Annotated in this window: 16 protein-coding genes; 10 read left to right on the top strand and 6 right to left on the bottom strand. The window is 71.3% G+C overall.

The window, feature by feature from the left end:
• Positions 1-164: 164 nt before the first annotated feature.
• Both AB0B14_RS30745 and AB0B14_RS30740 read right to left on the bottom strand, forming a co-directional pair.
• Positions 165-2165, bottom strand: coding sequence for an acetoacetate--CoA ligase (locus tag AB0B14_RS30745; RefSeq protein ID WP_357525605.1), 2001 nt, complete (start codon positions 2163-2165; stop codon positions 165-167).
• 142 nt (positions 2166-2307) lie between these two features.
• A complete protein-coding gene (locus AB0B14_RS30740) occupies positions 2308-2826 on the bottom strand; it encodes a hotdog domain-containing protein (RefSeq protein ID WP_272615560.1) in 519 nt (172 codons plus the stop codon).
• A gap of 23 nt (positions 2827-2849) precedes the next feature.
• Here AB0B14_RS30740 and AB0B14_RS30735 point away from each other — a divergent pair, with 23 nt between their 5' ends.
• A complete protein-coding gene (locus AB0B14_RS30735; protein ID WP_357079080.1) occupies positions 2850-3524 on the top strand; it encodes a hypothetical protein in 675 nt (224 codons plus the stop codon).
• A gap of 37 nt (positions 3525-3561) precedes the next feature.
• Here the strand turns inward: AB0B14_RS30735 and AB0B14_RS30730 are convergent, their stop codons facing one another.
• Complete coding sequence (locus AB0B14_RS30730) at positions 3562-4782, bottom strand: multidrug effflux MFS transporter (protein ID WP_357079099.1); 1221 nt, start codon at positions 4780-4782, stop codon at positions 3562-3564.
• Between the two features lie 343 nt (positions 4783-5125).
• Between AB0B14_RS30730 and AB0B14_RS30725 the strand changes: the two genes are divergently transcribed.
• The 6 genes from AB0B14_RS30725 to AB0B14_RS30700 all read left to right on the top strand — a co-directional run bounded on the left by AB0B14_RS30725 (position 5126) and on the right by AB0B14_RS30700 (position 12553).
• On the top strand, positions 5126-5677 hold the full coding sequence (locus AB0B14_RS30725) for an RNA polymerase sigma factor (RefSeq protein WP_357525603.1): 552 nt from the start codon (positions 5126-5128) through the stop codon (positions 5675-5677).
• Entirely contained in the window at positions 5674-6471 is a 798-nt protein-coding gene (locus tag AB0B14_RS30720) for a zf-HC2 domain-containing protein (RefSeq protein ID WP_357525601.1), read from the top strand. The genes AB0B14_RS30725 and AB0B14_RS30720 overlap by 4 nt, the downstream gene beginning before the upstream one ends.
• Before the next feature lie 41 nt (positions 6472-6512).
• Positions 6513-7313 carry an ABC transporter ATP-binding protein gene (locus AB0B14_RS30715; protein ID WP_357525611.1) on the top strand — a complete coding sequence of 267 codons (801 nt, stop codon included), beginning with the start codon at positions 6513-6515 and terminating at the stop codon, positions 7311-7313.
• A complete protein-coding gene (locus AB0B14_RS30710; RefSeq protein ID WP_357525599.1) occupies positions 7310-8692 on the top strand; it encodes a hypothetical protein in 1383 nt (460 codons plus the stop codon). Before AB0B14_RS30715 ends, AB0B14_RS30710 begins: the two co-directional genes overlap by 4 nt.
• Positions 8689-9303, top strand: a complete 615-nt coding sequence (locus tag AB0B14_RS30705) for a hypothetical protein (protein WP_357525597.1) — start codon at positions 8689-8691, stop codon at positions 9301-9303. The genes AB0B14_RS30710 and AB0B14_RS30705 overlap by 4 nt, the downstream gene beginning before the upstream one ends.
• A 367-nt stretch (positions 9304-9670) precedes the next feature.
• Positions 9671-12553, top strand: coding sequence for a BTAD domain-containing putative transcriptional regulator (locus tag AB0B14_RS30700; RefSeq protein ID WP_357525595.1), 2883 nt, complete (start codon positions 9671-9673; stop codon positions 12551-12553).
• Between the two features lie 366 nt (positions 12554-12919).
• Here the strand turns inward: AB0B14_RS30700 and AB0B14_RS30695 are convergent, their stop codons facing one another.
• Complete coding sequence (locus AB0B14_RS30695; protein ID WP_357079059.1) at positions 12920-14728, bottom strand: S9 family peptidase; 1809 nt, start codon at positions 14726-14728, stop codon at positions 12920-12922.
• A gap of 94 nt (positions 14729-14822) precedes the next feature.
• Between AB0B14_RS30695 and AB0B14_RS30690 the strand changes: the two genes are divergently transcribed.
• Together AB0B14_RS30690 and AB0B14_RS30685 are read left to right on the top strand one after the other, a co-directional pair.
• Positions 14823-15803: a GNAT family N-acetyltransferase gene (locus AB0B14_RS30690; protein ID WP_357525593.1), complete on the top strand. Its 981-nt coding sequence runs from the start codon at positions 14823-14825 to the stop codon at positions 15801-15803.
• 165 nt (positions 15804-15968) lie between these two features.
• Positions 15969-16775: an SAM-dependent methyltransferase gene (locus AB0B14_RS30685; RefSeq protein WP_357525591.1), complete on the top strand. Its 807-nt coding sequence runs from the start codon at positions 15969-15971 to the stop codon at positions 16773-16775.
• 115 nt (positions 16776-16890) lie between these two features.
• Here AB0B14_RS30685 and AB0B14_RS30680 read toward each other — a convergent pair whose 3' ends face one another.
• On the bottom strand, positions 16891-17901 hold the full coding sequence (locus tag AB0B14_RS30680; RefSeq protein ID WP_357525589.1) for a DUF5954 family protein: 1011 nt from the start codon (positions 17899-17901) through the stop codon (positions 16891-16893).
• A 143-nt stretch (positions 17902-18044) separates the two neighbouring features.
• Entirely contained in the window at positions 18045-19208 is a 1164-nt protein-coding gene (locus AB0B14_RS30675) for an acyl-CoA dehydrogenase family protein (RefSeq protein ID WP_357079025.1), read from the bottom strand.
• Positions 19209-19457: 249 nt separating this feature from the next.
• Between AB0B14_RS30675 and AB0B14_RS30670 the strand changes: the two genes are divergently transcribed.
• Positions 19458-20885, top strand: coding sequence for a UDP-glucose/GDP-mannose dehydrogenase family protein (locus tag AB0B14_RS30670; protein ID WP_357079022.1), 1428 nt, complete (start codon positions 19458-19460; stop codon positions 20883-20885).
• Positions 20886-20889 lie beyond the last annotated feature (4 nt).

Genomic DNA, 20889 nt, shown 5'->3' with positions numbered 1-20889 from the left:
CACCCCGCCCCACCCCACCCCACCCCGTCGATCATGGAGTTGTGGTGGGCAACTGCTGCGCCTATGCCCCTTTTGCGAGGCACCACAACTCCTTGATCGACGCGGGCGGGAGGGCGGGAGGGCGGGAGGGTGGGCGGCGGGGGCCGGGGCGGGAGGGCGGGCTGTTAGGGGGTGGGGGTTCGGGACTGGGCCAGGGCGGCGAAGGCGGTCAGGGACTCGGGGTTGGCCAGGGCGCCCTTGGCCGCTGCCTCGTCGACCGGGGTGCCCGTCAGGATCTTCTTGACCGGGACCTCCAGCTTCTTCGCCGACAGGGTGCGGGGCACCGCGCGTACCTGGTGGATCTCGTCGGGCACGTGCCGGGGAGACAGGGCGGTGCGCAGTTCACGGCTAATCTTCGCGCGCATCGGGTCGTCCAGCTCCAGGCCGTCGGCCAGCACCACAAAGAGCAGTAGCTCACCGGCGCCGCCCTCGTCGTCCTCCAGGTGGACGACGACCGAGTCGACCACCTCGTCCAGCCCCTCGACCACGGAGTAGAACTCGGCGGTGCCCAGCCGCACCCCACCTCGGTTGAGGGTGGCGTCGGAGCGGCCGGTGATCACGCAGCCGCCCCGCTCGTTGATGGTGATCCAGTCGCCGTGCCGCCAGACGCCCGGGTAGACGTCGAAGTACGCCTCGAAGTAGCGGGTGCCGTCCGGGTCGTTCCAGAAACCCACGGGCATGCTCGGCATCGGCTCGGTGATGACCAGCTCGCCCAGCTCGCCGATGACCGGTGTGCCGTCGGCGGAGCGGGCCTCCACCTTGGCGCCCAGCGCCCGGCAGGCGATCTCACCGGCGTACACCGGCAGCAGCGGCACCCCGCCGACGAACCCGGTGCACACGTCGGTGCCGCCGGACAGCGACTGGAGCTGCACCTGCCCGCCGACGGTGTCGTACACCCATCCGAAGCCCTCGGCGGGCAGCGGCGCACCGGTGGAACCCACCCCGCGCAGCGCGGACAGGTCGGCGATCTCGCGGGGCACCAGGCCGGCCTTGCGGCAGGCCAGCAGGAACGGCGCGGAGGTGCCGAAATAGGTGGTGCCGGTCTCGGCCGCCAGCCGCCACAACCCACCCAGGTCCGGTTCAGCCGGCCGGCCAGGTTCCGCCCGGACCGCCGGGTTGCCGTCGAAGAGCACGATTGTCGCGCCCACGGCCGGGCCGGAGACCAGGAAGTTCCACATCATCCAGCCGGTGGTGGTGAACCAGAAGAACCGGTCGGCCGGGCCCAGGTCGTGGTGCAGGGCGAGCATCTTCAGGTGCTCCAGCAGGATGCCCCCGTGGCCGTGCACGATCGGCTTGGGCAGCCCGGTGGTGCCGGAGGAGTAGAGCACGTACAGCGGGTGGTCGAACGGCACCGGCGTGAACGTCGACGGCTCGTCGGTGGGCGCGGCCAGCTCGGCCCAGCTCAGCGCGCCCTCGGGCACGGGGCCGGCCGGATCGAGGTAGCCGATGCTGACGGTGTGCCGCAGCGACGGCAGGGCGGCCCGGATCGCGGCGACCTCGGCGCGCCGGTCCACCGGCTTGTCGCCGTACCGGTAGCCGTCCACGGCGACCAGGACTGTCGGCTCGATCTGCTGCCAGCGGTCGGTAACGCTGCGGGTGCCGAACTCCGGCGCGCAGGACGAGAAGATCGCCCCCAGACTGGCGGTGGCCAGCAGGAGGACGTACGTCTCGGCGATGTTCGGGGCGTACGCCGCCACCCGGTCACCGGCGGTGACACCGAGCCGGCGCAGCCCGGCCGACACCCGGCGGACCTGCTCGCGCAACTCCCCGGCGGTCAGCGTGACCGGCGCGCGGGTCTGCCCGTGCGCGATCACCACCGGGTCGTCGTCGGCGCGCCCCGGCATCCGCAGCACGTTCTGCGCGTAGTTGAGCGTGGCACCGGGGAACCAGCGCGCCCCGGGCATCCCCCGCTCGGCGAGGGTGGCGGTCGGCGGGGTGTGCGCGATCACCTCGAAGTGGTCCCAGATCGAGCGCCAGAACCCGTCCAGGTCGGTGACCGACCAGCGCCACAGCGCGTCGTAGTCGGCGAAGTCCAGCCCGCGGTGCTCCCGCAGCCAGCGCAGGTAGTCGCCGATGCGGGACCGCTCGCGTACGTCCGCCGGCGGCGCCCACAGCATGTCACCCACTGCTCCACCCTCCCCCGGCCCGGCACGACACTGTGCGTGGCCGTGGCGCCATCTTGCCCTACCTCGAAGCGCCATTCTGCGCACCGGGGTACGGCAACCGATGCGTGCCCGCCCCACACTCCAGCCCGGTACCTCGTGTGGGTCAGCCGGCGCGGTGGGCCTGGATGGCGCGGCGGCGGGCGAGGCGGTGCGCGCGACGGATCTCGGCCTCCTTGTACCGGCGCTCGTCCTCCGCCGTCTCCGGCAGCACCGGGCGGACCACCCGCGGGGCCCCGCCGACGTCCACACCGACGAAGACCAGGTACGCGGTGGCCACCCGGACCGGCGCGTCCTCGGCCGAGTCCCAGCGCTCGGCGACCACCCGCACGCCCACCTCCATCGAGGTCTGGCCGGTCCAGTTCACCTGCGCGTGCGCGTGCACCAGGTCGCCGACCCGGACCGCCTCGGAGAAGACGATCTCGTCGATCGCCGCGGTCACGGCCGTCCCGCCGCTGTGCCGGGCAGCCGCGGCCCCTGCCACGTCGTCGACGAACTTCATCAGAACCCCGCCGTGCACGGTGCCGTAGAGGTTCACGTCCACGGCAGTCATGATCTTGCTCAGCGTGACGCGCGAGTACGACGTCGGCTTGCCGATCGGTGGGGCGGAGAGGTGCTCAGTCATGTCGAAAACGGTACGGTGCGCGGATGCGACATCTCTGGAGCTTCCTCGCCGGGCTGGTGGTGGCGCCCATCACCTGGGTGCTCGTCACACTGGGGCAGGACGGGTCGAGCCGGACGGTCGACCGCTGGGTGGAGACCGGCACGTTCAACACCGCCAACCTGATCGAGCCAGCCGTGTACCTCGGTGTCGGCGGCGTCCTGCTGGGCCTGCTCGGCACGCTGCGCTTCTCGCCGCTCGGCCCACTGGTGGCCGGGTTGCTGCTGGTCAGCCCGTACGTCGGGATGTTCGTGGCGCCCTTCACGGTCCGGGACGCGATCCCGCACGGGTGGAAGGTGGCCGGCGATCCGTTGCCGTTGCGGCTGCCCGTGGAGAACGGCACGCTCTTCCTGATCGGCCTGCTGCTGCTGATGGCGACCTTCAGCGTGCAGCGGTGGCGGCAGTGGCCGCGCCCGGCCACCGAGTCGGCCGTGCCGCCGGCCCCGGCACCGGAGACCACCCCCCGCAACGACGACTTCACGTTGACCGACTGGCCGTCCCCCGCGCCCGCGGAACGCGACACCGCGCCGCTCACTCTGGGTTACCCGGCCGACTCGACACCGACCGAGCCGTTGCCGCGCCGGGTGGGTGGCGAGTCACCCTGGTCCGCCCCACCGCGCGGCCAACCGCGCCCGGAGGACAACACCACGGAGATCCGCTGATCGTCGGGCGGGCCGGGCAACCGGCCCGCCCGCCTGGTTAGTGCAGGGCGACCGCCAGGTCGGGGTCGACCGTGCCGAGGCCGGCGCGGGGCACGACCAGGAGCATGACCGTCAGCGCGGCGGCCATGCCACCGGCGATGACGACAGCCATCGGTACGCTCCCGGCGCCGAACAGGCCCGCCAGGGGTGCCGAGAGTGCGCCGACACCGAACTGCACCGCGCCGAGCAGCGCCGCGGCGGTGCCCGCGGCCTCGCTGTGTCGGCTCATGGCCAGCGCCGGCGCGTTGGGCAGGGCCAGGCCGGCCGCGGCCAGGACCAGCCACAGTGCCGCGAGCAGGGTGCCTAGGCCACCGAAGCCGGTCGCCGCGAACAGGACGAGCAACAGCCCCGCCGCCGTGCCGGCGAGCAGGGCGCTGACCAGGATCTGCTGCGGGCTGTAGCGGCGCAGCAACCGGACGTTGAACTGGGTGGCCCCGATCAGCCCGACGGCGCCCGCGCCGAAGGCCAGGCCGAACTGCTGCTCGTCGAGGCCGTACTCCCGCTGGAGCACGAACGACGACCCGGAGACGTACGCGAACAGGGCCGCCATCGCCAGCCCGGCGACAAGCACCAGACCGACGAACGCCCGGTCGTTGAGCAGCCCCCGGTAGTCGCGCAGGGTGGCACCGACTCCCCCGTGCCGCCGACGCGTCACCGGGAGGGTCTCCGGGAGCCGGAGCGCGGCCACGACGATCAGCAACGCGCCAAGCACCGCCAGCGCCGCGAAGACACCCCGCCAGTCGGTCCAGCCCAGCAGGCCGCTGCCCAGGGTCGGCGCGAGGATGGGCGCCAGGCCCATGACGAGCATCAGCCGGGAGAAGATCCGGGCGAAGGAGGCACCGCTGAACAGGTCGCGGACGACGGCGGTCGCGACCACGGTGGCGGCCGCCACGCCCAGCCCCTGCAGGACGCGCAGCGCACCGAGCACGGCGATGCTGGGCGCGAAGACGCACAGCACGGAAGCCACGATGTGCGCGGCCAGCCCGGCGAGCAGCGGCAGACGCCGCCCGACCACGTCGGAGAGCGGCCCGATCAGCAACTGACCGAGCGCGAGGCCGGCAAGCGTGCCGGTCAGCGTCAACTGCACCGCGGTCTCGGTGGTCTGCAGCCCTGCCGTGATGGCGGGCAGCGCGGGCAGGTACATGTCGATGGTCAACGGCCCGATGGCGATCAACGCACCCAGCACGAGGACGAGTTGCGCCCGCTGCCGGTTGGTCATCAGGTCACCGGGCAGCATGTCCTCGGTCGTGCCCGGGTTGTCCGCGCGGGTGCCGGCTCCGGTCTTGTCCACCAACTGCCTCATCATCTCGATCTCTCTGCGGAAGCTTGTGCGTCGTCACGGGGCGGCGAGACTGTGACGAGGCAGGGGTCGTGGTGGGGGTGGCCGGACGAGTCGATCACCCGGTGGTGATCCTGTCGCTCGCCAACGTCCAGAAGCCGTACGACGTTCCCGCTGTGGGGGGAGTCACGCCCCGCTGGTCCGCCCCGGACCCGGACCAAGCTGTGACCGGGGTCACAGTCGCACCAGAACCGGGAGGGAGGTCCGCGTCGTCTTGCCTGTCGTGAGACGAAGTCTGGACGGCCTCGACGAGGCCGAGTTGCTCCGCCGCGTCGGCCGTGGCGACCGGCGTGCCTTCGACGCCCTGTACCGGCGTACCGCCCCGTGGTTGACCGCGCGGCTGCGTCGGCGTTGCGCCGACGAGGACGTGGTGGCCGAGGTGTTGCAGGAGACGTACCTGGCGGTGTGGCGGTCGGCCGGCAGCCAGGCGCGGTCCGCGACCTCCGGCAGCGCGGTGGGCTGGTTGTGGACGATCGCCGCCCACCGGCTGATCGACGCGTTCCGCCACCGGGCCCGCAGGGAACGGATCCCGTCGGTGCAGACCTACGACACCGTGGCTCCGGCGGCCGAGGAAGAGGCGCTGGCCGGCGGGTTGGACGCCAACCTGGAGCGGGCCCTACAGGCCCTGCCTGCGGAGTTGCGTCAGGTGCTGCGCGCGATGGTCCTCGACGGACTGACCGTGCGGGAGACCTCGCTGCTGCTCGGCATGCCGGAAGGAACCGTGAAGACCCGCGCGCGGCGGGCCCGAATCGCGCTGCGGGAGGCGCTGTCATGACCACTCATCCCAACCCCACACTGATCTCCGCGTACGCCTCGGGCGGTCGCGGCGTCGACGACACGACCATCTGGGCGGTCGAGGCGCACCTGGAGTCCTGCGCCGCCTGCCGGGCGGTCCTCGCCGACGCGACCGACCCCGCCACCCGCGACCTGCTGGACCGGGTGGCCGACGGCATCGCCACCGGCATCGCCACCGGCCCCGCTCCGGTGCGCCGCCGGCGACTGCGGCGGGCCGGGGTCGCCGCCCGGATCCTGCCGTGGCTGGCCACCGCCGCCGGCCTGATGCTGGTCGCGGTGCTCTTCGAGACGACCTTCGACAACCTGCCGTCGCTGGTGCTGCTCGTCGCGCCGATGACACCGCTGCTGCCGGTGGCCGCGCTCTGGAGCCGGCGACTCGACCCCGCCTGGGAACTGACGGCCACCATGCCCCGGACCGGGTTGGCGCTGCTGCTGCGCCGCACCTTGGCGGTCCTCGTGGCAGTCATCCCGGTGCTGGCCGTGGCGGGCTGGGGCACCGGGCACTCCCCGAGTCTCTGGCTGCTGCCGGCCCTGGGTTTCACCGCCGGGGCCCTGGCGCTGGGCGGGCTGGTGGGGGTCGACCGCGCGGCCGCCGTACTGGCTCTCACCTGGTCCGCGGGTGTCGTGGCACCGAGTCTGGCCGGCGGGCGACTCCCGGCCGTCCTCGCGGACAGCAGCTCGCCCTGGTGGGCCGCGAGCACCGTGGCACTGGTGGCCGTGGTGCTCGTCCGGGCCCGACGACGTCCGTTCGGAGGGCTTTCCCGCACGTCGTGACAGCTGACGACACGAACCACGAACCGAATGGAGAAGTAATGATGCGTATGGTCAGCGTGGCGGAGACCACGCCGTCCACCTATCCGTGGGCGGTACAGACCGAGGGGTTGCAGGTCCGCGCCGGCCGGCACCTGGCGGTCAACGGGCTGGACCTGGCGTTGGGCACCGGCGTACACGGGTTGCTCGGCCCCAACGGCGCCGGCAAGACGACGTTGATGCGCGCACTCGCCACGGTGGTGAAGCCCGCCGGTGGCCGGCTGAGCCTGCTCGGCGAGGACATCACCGCCAAGGCCGACCTCCGTCGGGTACGCCGTGGCCTGGGCTACCTGCCGCAGCACTTCGGCTGCTACCCGCGCTTCACCGTCCGGGAGTTCGTCGAGTACATGGCCTGGCTCAAGGAGATGCCGAAGACGGTCATCCCGGGCGCGGTGCAACGGGCCGTCGAACGGGTCGGCCTCGCCGACCGCGCCGACGCCCGGATGAAGACGCTCTCCGGCGGGATGCTGCGCCGGGCGGGCATCGCCCAGGCGATCGTCAACGACCCGGAGGTGCTGCTGCTCGACGAGCCGACGGTCGGCCTGGACCCGGAGCAGCGCCTCGACTTCCGCGAGCTGTTGCGCGAGATCGGTCTGGACAGCTGCGTGCTCGTCTCCACCCACCTGGTCGAGGACGTCGCGGTGGCCTGCACCGACGTGGTGCTGGTCCACGAGGGTCGCCTGGTGTGGCAGGGCACCACCGGGCAGCTGGCCCAGCAGGGCGGCACCGGCGACGCGGGCGACAGCGCCACCGAACGCGGCTACTCGGCGCTGCTGCGCTCCCACCGAGAGCAGGTGCCGGCATGACCGGACGAATCCTGCGCATCGAGCTACGCCGGTCGGCGGCCCTGGGCGTCGCGCTGCTGTTGCTGGTGAGCGGCGTGTCGCTGCTGCTCACGTCCACCCAGTTCTTCGCCGGCCGGTGGATGCAACTGGCGGTCATCGCCCGGTCGATACTCGTGGCGCTGCTGCCGCTGGCGCTCGCCGGTGGGGCGTGGCTGGGTCGACGCGACGCCCGTCACCGGGTCGGCGAGTTGTTCACCAGCACCGCCCGACCCCGCTGGCACCGCACCACGGTGACCGCCAGCGCGCTCGCGATCACGGTGGTGGCCGCGTACACCCTTGTGTGTCTCGTCGCGGCCGGCTGGGTGGTGCCGACGGCGCACTACTTCCCGAGCGCCGCCATCGTCGTCGCCGCCGTCGGTGTTCCGGCACTGATCGCCGCCGGCTGGCTGGGCATGGCCGCCGGCCGGGCCGTACCCCGGGTGATCACCGCACCCGTCGTCGCGGTGGCCGGGTTCGCCCTGCTCGGGCTCCTCCCCGAGCTCATGTCGCAGCCCGCTCCCGACGCGCCGGTCTTCCTACCCGAACCCTCGGCGCTACTGCTCGTCCCGGTCATCAGCGGACTCGACGACTTCCAGACGATCGTGCCGCGGGTGAGCGCGCTCCAGACGCTGTGGCTGGTGGCGCTCGCCGCCACCGGGCTGCTGCTGTTGGGCACGGTCCGCCGCCGCGCCACGGCGCTGGCCGTACTCCCGGCGGTGCTCGGCGCCGCGGTGGCCGTGCCGCTCCTGCCCGTCGGCGGTACCCGCGGGGCGGCGGTCGTCGACCCGGTCGCCATCGAGCTGGTCTGTGACAACGCCGGCCCGCAGGTCTGCGTGACGCGGGTGCACGCCGAGTTGCTGCCCGCCGTCGTCGGCCCGGCCCGGCAGGCTCTCGCCATGATGGCGGCCAAGCTGCCCAACGCGCCCGTGCGGGCGGTGCAGACCCAGCGGGTCACCTACTGGGCTCGGCTGGATCCGAGCACGGCACCGGCACCGCACTCCGCCGACACGGTCGTCTTCGACACCCCCACGATCGACCGCCTCGGGCACGCCGACTTGTCCGGCGACTACTTCCTGCCGGCCCTGCTCGAGGCCGCCTGGCAGCAGGAGTGCGCCGACCAGTCGGTTCAGGGCGACGAGTACCGGGCCCGGATCGTCGCCGCCGCCTGGCTGACCGGTCGACCACCGGCCCCACAGCCCGGCTGGGACCCCATCGAGATGGAGGGGCTGGTGAACGCGTACCAGGCGCTGGTGAGTCTCCCGGAGGCCGAGCAACGGCGTCGGATGGCAGCGGCACGCGAGGCGGCGCTGGCCTGCCAGGGCGACGGCCTCGCGGCGGTCCTGCCCGAGGACCAGCCGTGAGGTGGCTTCAGCTCTACCTCCGCTCCCGCCGGGTCCCCGTCGCGCTGACCACCGCGACCGCGCTCGCCGCGTTGGCGTGGGCCCTGTCGCTGGCCTACACCGACGCGACGACCATCAACGCCCGCACGGCCAGCCTCGTCATCATGCTGGCGGTGGTCGCGGCCGGCAGCACCCTCAGCGGTACCGACGACGCCCTCGACCGCACGGCGGCGGTCAACTGGCCGCTCCGACGTGCCGGGCACCTGCTGCTCGCCGCCGCCACGATCACCGCCCTGCTCACCCTCAGCACGGTCACCGACGCGCGCTACGAACCGTTCGCCCTGGTGTTGCGCAACATCACGGGGCTCCTCGGGCTCACCGCCCTCGGTGCCGCCCTGTTCGGTGCCGCCCTGTCGTGGATCTCCCCGCTGACCTGGACCCTCGTCGCGGTCCTGCCCCTCATGGACCCCAGCACGGACCTGCGGATGCAGGTCGCCGGCTGGCTGATCCAACCCGCCGGCACCACCGCCGCCACGGTCTGCGCCGCCACCCTGGCGGTGACCGGTCTGCTCGCGTACAGCCTGCGGGGTTGCCCTCTGCGACCTGCCAGTGAAACCGGACCCGACCGGTAGCCGACCCCGGTGATGCCGTCGACGTGCTCGCGCTGGTCGTCGAGGGGCGTACGAACTCCGCGGTCGCTGCCGCGCCTCACCTTGCCGAGAGGACCGTCGACAAGAACATCAGCAGCATCTTCACCAGCTCGGCCGCCCCCGTCCGATGACCCATCACCGGCGTGTCCTCGCCGTCCTGGCGCATCTCCACAACCCGCGTTTCGCACGCCCCCGTCGTTCAGCAACCGGTCGGCTGGTCGGCCTCGTCCTTCGCTGCGCTGCCGGCCGACCAACCGCCCCCGTATCGGTTGGTAGAAGAATCACGGACCGCCCATGCCGAATCCTTCCCGTATTCTTCCCAGCACCGAAACACGTCAGATCGACAGCCATGGGCATCGGGAAGGTCGTGGTGGAGCTTCGGGTCCTGGGCCCGGTCGAGGTGTGGAACCACGGCGTTTCGCTCCAGTTCGCTCGGCGTCAGCAACGGGTGCTCCTGGGGATCCTCGCGCTGGAGGCGAACCAACTGGTCACCGGCGACCGGCTGGTCGATCTACTGTGGGGTGAGCGACCGCCGAGGCGAGCACGGGCGGTGCTCCAGACCCGGTTGTCCGAGGTCCGCGCGATCCTCGACCTGGCCGAGCAACCCGACCCGGCCGTGCTGCTGGAAACCACAGGCGGTGGTTACCTCCTGCGGGTTCCACCCGAGCAGGTCGACGCCCAGCTGTTCAAGAACCTGGTCAGCGATCAGCGGACGCGGGGCTCCGACGACGAGGCACGGTCGATCCTCCGGTCGGCGTTGGCCCTCTGGCGCGGACCGATCCTCGGCGGGTGGCTGCCAGACGAGGGGCAGGCGGACCTGACCCGGGGCCTGGAGGCATTGCGCCTGACCGCGACCGAGGACCTCTTCGACGTCGAGCTACGGCTCGGCAACCACCGGGACATCGTCGACGAGGTCGTCGAGTTGGCCGGCCGGCATCCGACCCGGGAGCGGCTGGCCGGTCAGATGATGCGCGCCCTGACCCGGTCGGGGCGGGGCCCCGAGGCGCTGACGTCGTTCGACCGCTGGCGGCGGTGGTTGCGGGACGAACTGGGCACCGACCCGTCCGCCGAGCTACAGGCGATCCACCTCGCCGTGCTGCGGGGCACCGACGACCAGCCGGGCACCGACGGCAGCGGCACGGCGGTGGCCTCCACCCCGCCGCCGCACCCACCGGACGGGCAGCGCAGCGGCTCGCCAGCCGGGTTCCAACTCAGCACGCCGCGGCACCTGCCCGCCGACATCGCCGACTTCTCCGGACGGCAGCCGGAGCTGACCAGGATCGAGAAGATCCTGCTCCGTCCGGGCGCCGGCGCCCGGATCGCGGTGGTCTCCGGGCCGGCCGGCGTCGGCAAGACCGCGTTCTCCATCCACGTCGCGCACCGGCTGGCCAGCTCCTTTCCGGACGGACAGCTCTACGTCAACCTGCGCGGTGCGGACAGCGACCGGGGCCTGACCCCGTACGAGGTGCTGGGTCGGTTCCTTCGCGCCCTCGGCGTCGACGGGCTGCACCTACCCGCGACCCTGGACGAGCGGATGGACCTCTACCGGGACCTGCTCGCCGACCGGCGGCTGTTGGTCCTGTTGGACAACGCCGCCGCCGACGACCAACTGTCGGCCCTCATCCCCGGCGGCACGTCGTGCGGCGTCCTGGTCACCAGCCGCGCCCGGCTGGGTGCCATCCTCGGCGCCCAGACCGTGGCGCTCACCGTGATGGATGCGACGGATGCGGCGCTCCTGCTGTCCCGGATCGCCGGGCCCGACGCGGTGCTCGACGAGGCGTCCGCCACCGCCCTGCTCAGCCGCTGCGCGTACCTGCCGCTGGCGATCCGGATCGTCGGCGCGAAACTGGCCGCGAAACCACACTGGACCGTCGACCGGCTCGTGCAGATGCTCGACGACGAGCGCAGCCGACTGGACCGGCTCTCGCACGGTCACCTCGACGTCCGTGCCAGCCTCGCACTCAGCTACCAGGTGCTCAGCCCGGCGGCGCGGACGCTGCTGCGCCGACTCGGTGACATCGAGATCGCCGAGGTCAGCGACTGGCTCGCCGCGGCGCTGCTCGACACGACCGCCGATCGGGCCCAGGAGTTGCTGGAGCAGCTCATCGACGCCCAGCTGCTGGACTTCTCCGGCCACTATCCGGCCGGTCAGCCCCGCTACCGCCTGCACGACCTCGTACGCCTCTTCGGCAGGGAGCGGGCGTTGTCGGAAGCCAGTCCCGGTGAGCTGGGCGCGGCACGTGGTCGGGCCTTCGGTGCCGCGCTGAGCATCATCGAGCGGCTCCTCCACACCCTGTACGGCGGCCGCACCCTCACCATGCGGGGCGGGACCCCACGATGGGAGGTCGACGAGCTTCTCGTCGGATCGTCGGCGACCGACCTGCTCGGATGGTTCGACGTGGAACGCCCCACCATCGTGTCGCTCATCAAACGTGCGGCTCGGGACGGGCTTGGCGAGACGGCCTGGGATCTCGCCTGCACCGCGTCCCCGCTGTTCCCGATGCGCCGGCAGTACGACGACTGGCAGCACGTCCTCGATGTCGCCTGGGAGAGCGCACTGGCGGCGGACGACATCCGGGGACAGGCGGCGATCTCCTACCGACTGGGGATGTTGACAGTCGACCGCCAGGAATTCGACAGCGCCGACGACCACTTCCAGCGAGCCAGGCGAATCTTCGACAAGGTGGGTGACCTGCACGGGGTGGCGGTCGTGGATGCGTACCTCGCCATGGTGTCGCGTTTCCGGGGCCAGCCGGGCGCGGCGCTGGAACGGTACTCGTCGGCGCTGACCGGCCTGCGGGACACCGACGTCGGCGGTGCCGCCTTCGTCCTGCGCGGCATGGGGCAGGCCTACCTGGATCTCGGCGACCAGGAGGGCGCCAAGACGCACCTCGATGAATCAATCGCGTTGTACGACACGATCGGCGCCCCGCCGATGGGACGCGGGCAAGCGCTGTTCTGGCAGGGTATGCGCCTCTTGGCGGCGGGCCGGCACGAGCAGGCGGCGCCGCTGTTCGACCACGTCCTGACGATCACCGCCGTGCTGGGAGACCGGCACGGGCAGGCCCAGGCGCTGCGCGGACTCGGCATCTGCCAGCACCGGGCGGGCCGGATCCCGCAGGCGCGGGCGACGCTCGACGAGGCACTGCGGCTGGTCCGGCAGCCAACGCCCTCGATCGTGGAATCGTTCGTGCGGCGAACCGTTCGCGATCTCTTCGGCGGCGGTGATTGACCTGGCCGGCAGCAATGGACACCACGAATGCGGCATAGACGTTACGATCCTGCTGTCCATCGACACATCGGCATAGGAGACCAGTTTTGAGGAAGCGTATCGCTGCCGTGGTAGCTGCTTTCGCCATGGCTCTGACCGTCTCCGCTCCGCAGGCGGCCCCGACCTCGCCGGCATCACCGTCCGCCGCCAGCCTGGCGACGGGCTGCGACTGGTGCGCGCCGGAGAACTGAGCCGGCTCACGCACGACGACGGCCCTCGATGCGTCCGCGGGCTATTCCGAGTGCGTGCGGGTCACACCGGATGACCCGGTCGGCCGACGGTCGCCCCTCCGGTGCGAGGGGCGACCGTCGGCCGACCATTCCAGCGTCAGTTACCGAGATGCTTGACCAGAAACTCGCCCGCGTCCGCGAAGGCCTTGGCCTGATTCTCGCGGCGGAGCAAGCCGTGCCCCTCGTCCTCGAAGATCTCGTACCGCACATCCACGCCACGCGACCGCAGCCGCTCCACGATCTGATCGCTCTCCCGCTGGGGCACCCGGGGATCGTTGGCCCCCTGGATGACAAGCAACGGGGCCCGGATCTGGTCCGCGTGGGTCACCGGTGAGCGGGCCATCAGCCGGTCCGCATCCGCCTCCGGGTCGCCGATCACCGCCGCCACGAGTGACCGCCACGTCGGCGGCGACGCCTTCGCCAGAGTGACGAGGTTGCTCGGTCCGTACAGGTCCACGCCGGCCGCCCAGTTCACCTCGGGCAGCCGGCTCAGGCAGGACAGCACGGCGAACCCGCCGTACGAGGCGCCCATGACCCCGATCCGGGCGGGATCGACCCACTCCTGGGTGCGCAGGAAGGCGACCGCGTCGGCGAGGTCCGTCAGATCTCCGCCGCCCCAGTCCCGGTTCACCAGGTCGGAGTAGGCGCGGCCGTATCCGAGGGAGCCGCGGATGTTCGGGGCGAAGACGCCGATCCGGTGCGCGAGGAGGTACTGGTAGAAGCCGTCGTACATGTAGACCGGCAACTCCTGCCAGGCCGGACCACCGTGGACCGAGATCAGGACTCCGGCTGGCTCACGGTGCTCGGGACGGTAGAGGTAGCCGGGAATCCGGCGGCCGTCGCCTGCCGGATAGCGGACCAACGTCGGCTCGACGAAGGTGGCAGGGTCGGCCGCGACCGGCCGGGCGTCGCTGAGCCACCGGAGTTCTCCGGTCTTGAGGTCGATCAGGAGGATGTTCCACGGCTGGGTCGCGGTAGAGAACCGCAGCACGACGAAGCGCCCGTCCGCGGAGACGGTGAGGCCGGTCGCCGCCCCGGCGGGCAGGTCCGGCATCCGGAGGTCGGCACCGGTGCCGAGGTCACGGCCGCGCAGCTGGCAGAAGCCGTCGACGTTGACGTTCCACACCAGCACCCGCCCGTCACCGGAGAGGGCAACCTCCTGCACATCCCAGTCCGGGGTGTCCAGCCAGGTGAGGGCACCGGTGTCCGCGTCCATCACCGCCAGACCGGTGAACTCCCGGTCGGCGTTCGACAGGACCAGGAAACCGCTGCCGTCCGGCAGCCACGGGCCCAACCAGTACGTCGCCACACCGTCCGGCGACGTCAGCGAACGCGGCTCGGCGCCATCCAGGGACGCGACGTACACCAGGTGGTCGCTGTTGGTGGTCCTCCACTCGGCGACGGTGAGCCTGGTCCCGTCGGGAGACCAGTAGCCGGGGTACGTCCGCCCACCGCCGTCGTACACCCGGCGTACCTCGCCGGACGCCAGATCGAGGACCAGCACGTCCTGGTCGGCCGGCGTCCGATCGTTGCCGCAGTAGGCGACGAACCTGCCGTCCGGAGAGAACGGATCACCCTCGGCCGCGGCGAACTGCACGTCCGGTGTGTCGGTCAGCCGCACCGGGTCCCCACCCTCGGCGGCAATCCGGTGCAACTGCGTGTTCTCGTTCCCGTGGTCATCGGCCAGGAACAACAGCCACTCGCCGCTGGGGTGCCAGGCAACCCGACGGACTGTCGAGTCGGTGCTGGCGGTCAACCGACGCGTCCCGCCATCCGACAACGATTGCGTGACCAGGTTGAACTGGCCGTTCCGGTCGTCAACGTACGCGATCTGGGTGCCGTCGGGGGCGATGACCAGCGTCGGCAGGAATCTCAGGCCTGACTGAAAGTCGCGATATCCGGGCATGCAGAAGATCCTAGGCACTCGATGTCCCGCAGTGCTCGACCGATAGCCGGCGGCCGATCCCGGCCCTGAACGCGACGCGGATAGGATGCCGTCGATGAAGGTCCTCACCTGGATCCCGGCGACACCAGAGGATGCCGTGCCGCTGGCAGCTCTCTTCCGGCACGCCGAGGCGATCGCACCGGTCGGCCTGGACCAACACGCCGAGAACGTCCGCACGCGCCTGGCGGGACTCGGCCCGGACCTCGCTCGGCACACCCGTGTCGGCCTGGACGGCCAGGGGGCCGTCGCCGCGTACGCGGAAGTCGCGGACATGGGGGTGGCGGACGGCGTACTCCGGATCCGGCTGACGGGTGTGGCACACCCCGAGCTGGCGGGCGACGGCCGCGCGGAGCTACATCGGTGGCTCGTCGACCAGGCCGAGCAGTTGCGGCGGGCCGGAGGGCCGACCCAGGCGGCCGTTCTCGGCACCCGGTGCGCCGAGAACGACAGCACCGGCTTCCGGCTGCTGACCGAGAACGGCTTCACGCTGGTCCGGCACGAACGAGACCTCGTCCTGACGGTGCCGGAGCTGCCACCCACCGTGGGGCTGCCGCCCGGCCTGGCGCTGGAGCCCGTCGACGAGCGCTACCAGGAACTCGCGCGGCTGGCCCACAACGAGGCCTACGCCCAGAGCCCGGCGGCCGTCCGGCCGGACCAACGCACGTGGCCACAACACGCCATCGCACACCCGCAGTTCCTGCCCGACCTCTCCTGCCTGCTGCTCGCCGAGGAGGACCAGGACGAGAACCCGGTCGCGGCCTTCCTGTTCGCGTTGACCGACGACGACGCGGACGAACCGACAGCGATATTGCACTGCCTCGGCACCCGACCTTCCTGGCGCCGCCAGGGCCTGGCTACCGCGATGATATTGCGCGCCGTGCACCGGGCACGATCATCGGGCTTCCGCCGACTGCGACTCCAGGTGAGCGACACCAACCAACCGGCGCTGGCGCTGTACCGAAGGATCGGCTTCACCGAATCGGGACGCGGGTACGCGGTGCTGATGCGCCAGCTCGCCGGGCCGACAGCCGAGTGACGGCGTGGCGCCACTGCTCTTTGGGCGGTGTCGGCGTACGGGTTCCAGTACAGCGGCGGATACGCCCAAATGTGCGGAGGTCCGGGCACCCGATTGGAACTCGCCGGGCCTTCGGACCGCCGCCCCACTTGTGTCACCGAGCCTTCCGTGCGGAAGAATGCCCTCATGACCGAGGACCGGGAGTTCCCGTCGGGCTCCAAACTGGACACCACGGTTCCGCACTCGGCGCGGATCTGGAACTACTGGCTCGGCGGCAAGGACCACTTCGCGGTCGACCGGGCCGCCGGCGACGAGGTGATCGCACACATCCCGGATATCCCCATCGGGGCCAAGTCCGAGCGCGCGTTCCTCAAGCGCGTGGTCCGGTTCCTCGTCGAGGATGCCGGCATCCGTCAGTTCCTCGACGTCGGCACCGGCCTCCCCTCGGCGGACAACACCCACGAGGTCGCGCAGGCCCTCGACCCGCACTGCCGGGTGGTCTACATCGACAACGACCCCCTCGTCATGGCGCATGCGCGTGCGCTCCTGACCAGCGCGCCCGAAGGCAGCTGCGACTACGTCGAAGCCGATCTGCGGCAGCCGGACACGATACTCGCGTCCGCGCGACAGACGCTCGACTTCTCGCAGCCAATCGGGCTCATGCTCCTCGGCGTCGTCAACCACCTCATGGACGACGACGTGGCGTACGGCTCCGTCGCGCAGCTGGTGCGGGCACTGCCCACCGGCAGCCACCTGGTGCTCACCCACTCCACCGCGGAGATCCACGGCGAGCCGATGCTGCGCGTGATGCGGGAAACCACCGAGCGCGGCGGCACGCCGATCCGCGCCAGGACGAAGACGGAGCTCGAACGCTTCTTCGACGGATTGGATCTGCTGGAGCCCGGCGTCGTCACGTGCTCGCGCTGGCGTCCCCACCCCGAGTCCGACGAGCCGGAGGTCTACCTGTTCGGCGGCGTCGGCCGCATCGGCTGAGCTGAGCCTCCGCACGTCGCGATCCTCGCCCGGTCCGAGAACCGGACGCAGAGCAGGGAGGGCTACCCGTCCCAGCGCGTGCACTGCGCGGGCCGCCAATTCCCACCGGGTCGGATCAGTCCGGGTCGGGCATCAGACCCTGCTCACGGAGATCGTGGACCTGCCGGGCGGGCGGTGGATACGAATCGAGGTCCGAGGGGCGCGGCCCTTCCGGCCCGTCCGGTCCAACCCGGACGAAGGTCTCGACCCGGGTCACCCGGCACGGCACGCCCTGCACCTCGAAGTCGTCTGTGGACGGCGGCCGGTGCGCGGCCCGCGCACGCTCGTACGCCGCCATGACCTCCTCGATCGGGGCATTCTCGCCCGGGGCGAAGGAACCCACGGAGAAGGAACCCGCGTCCCGTGCCGCCTGCGGCGTCGGATAGGTAGCCGCCGTTCGGGGTCGCCAACCGCCGTCGACATACGCCCCGATGGTGTACTCGACCGGGAGGAGAACCACGTTGGGATGGGTGCTCACCGCGAGGCGGGAGTCGGCGCGGACATCCTCGCCGACGACGTCGGTCTGCAGGTAGCCCGAAATCATCTCCATCCGGACCAGCCCGTCGGTGAGCCCGGTACCCGCGGCCGGGTCGATGACGAACCCCTCCATCGGCGAGTTGCCCCGCTCCGCCTGGCCCGGCGGGTAGGGGTCCGGGTCGGTGGGCCGAGGCGGCTCCGGCCCGTCCGGGCCCATCCGGATGAACGGCTGGGCGCGGATGATCCGGTAGCGGCGGCCGTTGACGGTGAGCTCGTCGAGCGGCTCCCAGTCGAGCAGCTCGTACACCGCCTCGTACGCCGCTCTCTCGGTCGCGTGCTCGGCGGTCTCCGGCAGCGCGCTGTGCAGCTTCCGGAAGTGCGACGCAAGGCCGTCGCGGGCATGCTGGGGCTCATCGTCACCGAGCTGGAGCAGCCGCCACCGACCGTCGACCTGCTCGACGAAACCGAAGACCGGCAGACCCCACATCAGCGTCGGATAGGCAAATGATCGCTCCCGGGCGTCGTCCTCGGAGAGCTCCGACACCGGGTCGTCCCGCTGCTCGATCCTGACCAGCAGATGATCAGGCACCCGCTCATCGTGATACGTCATGTACGCATTGTGTCGCCCTGACCACAGAGGCGCAGACTCGCACCGCCGTAGAAGCCGACAGACACTGTTGCGATCCGCGCCCGGTCCGGCGACCGGGCGCAGCGGTTCCAGAACAGCTTGGATTTTCGTCTGGCCGATCTCGATCAGCCCTTTAGCAGCTCCCGCGCCATGACGATCCGCTGGACCTGGTTCGTACCCTCGTAGATCTGGGTGATCTTGGCGTCGCGCATCATCCGCTCGACGGGGTAGTCCCGCGTGTAGCCGTAGCCGCCCAGCAACTGCACCGCGTCCGTGGTGATCTCCATGGCGGCGTCGGAGGCGAAGCACTTGGCCGCCGCGCCGAAGTAGGTCAGGTCGGCGTCGCCGCGCTCGGACTTGCCGGCCGCCGCGTAGGTGAGTTGTCGGGCGGCCTCCAGCTTCATGCCCATGTCGGCGAGCATGAACTGGACGCCCTGGAACTCGGCGACCGCCTTGCCGAACTGTCGACGCTCGGCCACGTACCCCTTGGCGTAGTCGAGCGCGCCCTGCGCGATCCCGACGGCCTGCGCGGCGATGGTGACCCGGGTGTGGTCCAGGGTCTTCATGGCGGTGGCGAAGCCGGTGCCCTCCGCGCCGATCATCCGGTCGGCGGGGATCCGCACGTTGTCGAGGTAGACCTCGCGGGTGGGCGAGCCCTTGATGCCGAGCTTCTTCTCGGGTGCGCCGAAGCTCACACCGGGATCGGACTTCTCGACCACGAAGGCCGAGATACCCCGGGAGCGGGCGGTCGGGTCGGTGACGGCGAAGACGGTGTAGAACTCGGACACGCCCGCATTGGTGATCCACCGCTTCACGCCGTTGAGCACCCAGTGATCCCCGTCACGAACCGCGCGGGTCGTCATCGACGCGGCGTCGCTGCCCGCCTCGGGCTCGGAGAGGCAGTACGAGAACATCGCCGCACCGGAGGCGACAGGCGTCAGGTAGCGGCGCTTGATCTCCTCGGAACCGGACAACAACAGCGGCATCGTGCCGAGTTTGTTCACCGCGGGGATCAGCGAGGAGGACGCGCAGGCGCGGGCCACCTCCTCGATCACGATGGCGGTGGCCAGCGCGTCGGCGCCGGCACCGCCGTACTCCTCGGGGATGTGCGGGGCGTGGAAGTCGGCGGCCCGCAGCGCCTCGTAGGACGCCTTGGGGAACTCCCCGGTCTCGTCTGCCTCGGTGGCGTGCGGGGCGACCTTCGCCGTGCAGACGGCACGTGCGGCCTCCCGGATCGCCTGGTGCTCCTCGGGCAACTGGTAGACGTCGAACGACTCGCCTGCGGCCATGTTGGCCCCTCCCCTTCACCGCTATCATGCGCAGTCTCTGACGACTCCGGACCGCCGACCGCGCAGACTGAAGACTAGCGACTGCAGTTCAAGTGATGTTACCGGCGCGTAGGTATGGGCATGAGGGTGCACCCAGGCCGCTGGGCAATGATGGAGGACAACAGTGAGCCACCCCTCCGGTGCCCCGCCAGGCGCCGCAGCAGAATGCGACGCGACGACGCGCCGCCAGTGCGAGCGGAGAAGACAGGCGTGACGATCCCCTACCCCACCATCCAGCCGACCCCCGCCATCGCCGCGGTGACACCGCCCTCGGGCGCGCCTCGGCCGCGGGTGACGTTCCTGGGGACTGGTTACCTCGGTGCGACGTACGCCATCTGCTACGCCGAACTGGGCTACGACGTGCTCGGGTTCGACGTCGACGCCGACAAGATCGCGATGCTGAACGCCGGGCAGGTGCCGATCCACGAGCCCGGCCTGGACGAGCTGCTGCGGCGCAACCTCGCCGCCGGCCGCCTCCGCTTCAGCACCGACATCGCCGAGACCGCCGACTTCGGTGACGTGCACTTCATCTGCGTCGGCACCCCGCAGCGGGCCGACGGGATGGGCGCCGACCTGTCGTACGTCGAGGCGTCGGTCACCAGCCTCGCGCAGCACCTGACCCGCAAGGCGCTGATCGTCGGCAAGTCCACGGTGCCGGTCGGCACCGCCGAGTGGGTGGAGCAGCTGGTCGGCAAGCACACCCGCCTCGACCTGGGCGTCGAGGTGGCGTGGAGCCCCGAGTTCCTCCAGGAGGGCTTCGCCGTCGACGACGTCCTGCGCCCCAACCGGATCGTGGTCGGCGTCAAGAGCGAGTGGGCCAACGGCATGCTCTACGCCGCGCACAAGGGCGTGTTCGACCTGGCCGCCACCGAGGACCGCGAGGTGCCGCTGGTGGTCACCGACTTCGCCACCGCCGAGCTGGTCAAGGTCGCCGCGAACGCCTTCCTGGCCACCAAGATCTCGTTCATCAACGCGATGGCCGAGGTCTGCGAGGCCTCCGGCGGCGACGTCACCCAACTGGCCCGCGCGATCGGTTACGACCCACGGATCGGCAACCGGTTCCTCCAGTCCGGCCTCGGCTTCGGTGGCGCCTGTCTGCCCAAGGACATCCGGGCCTTCCAGGCCCGCGCCCAGGAGTTGGGTGCCGGCGAGGCGCTGCGCTTCCTGCACGAGGTCGACCTGATCAACCTGCGCCGTCGTACCCGGGTGTTGCAGCTCGCCGCGGATCTGCTCGGCCGCCGCTCCGGTCCGGCCGGTCCGGACTTCTCCGGCACCCGGATCGCCGTGCTCGGTGCGACCTTCAAGCCCAACACCGACGACGTCCGCGACGCTCCGGCGCTCGCCGTCGCCGCACTGCTGCACAAGGCCGGCGCCGAGGTGCACGTGTACGACCCGCAGGGCACCGAGAACGCCCGCCGTGCGGTGCCGGAGTTGACCTACGAGACCGGCATCAACGAGGCGGTCACCGGCGCCGACCTGGTGTGCGTCCTCACCGAGTGGGCCGACTTCCGCAACGCCGACCCGGTCGCGCTCGGTGAGTTGGTCAACGGCCGCAAGGTGGTCGACGGTCGAAACTGCCTCGACTCGGCGCTCTGGACCCAGGCCGGATGGGAGTACCGGGGCATGGGCCGCCCCTGATCGA

The sequence above is a fragment of the Micromonospora sp. NPDC049171 genome (assembly GCF_040648275.1).
Taxonomy (GTDB): Bacteria; Actinomycetota; Actinomycetes; order Mycobacteriales; family Micromonosporaceae; genus Micromonospora.
Note: the sequence above shows the minus strand (reverse complement) of the source record. Positions and strands in the feature narration are given on the sequence as shown.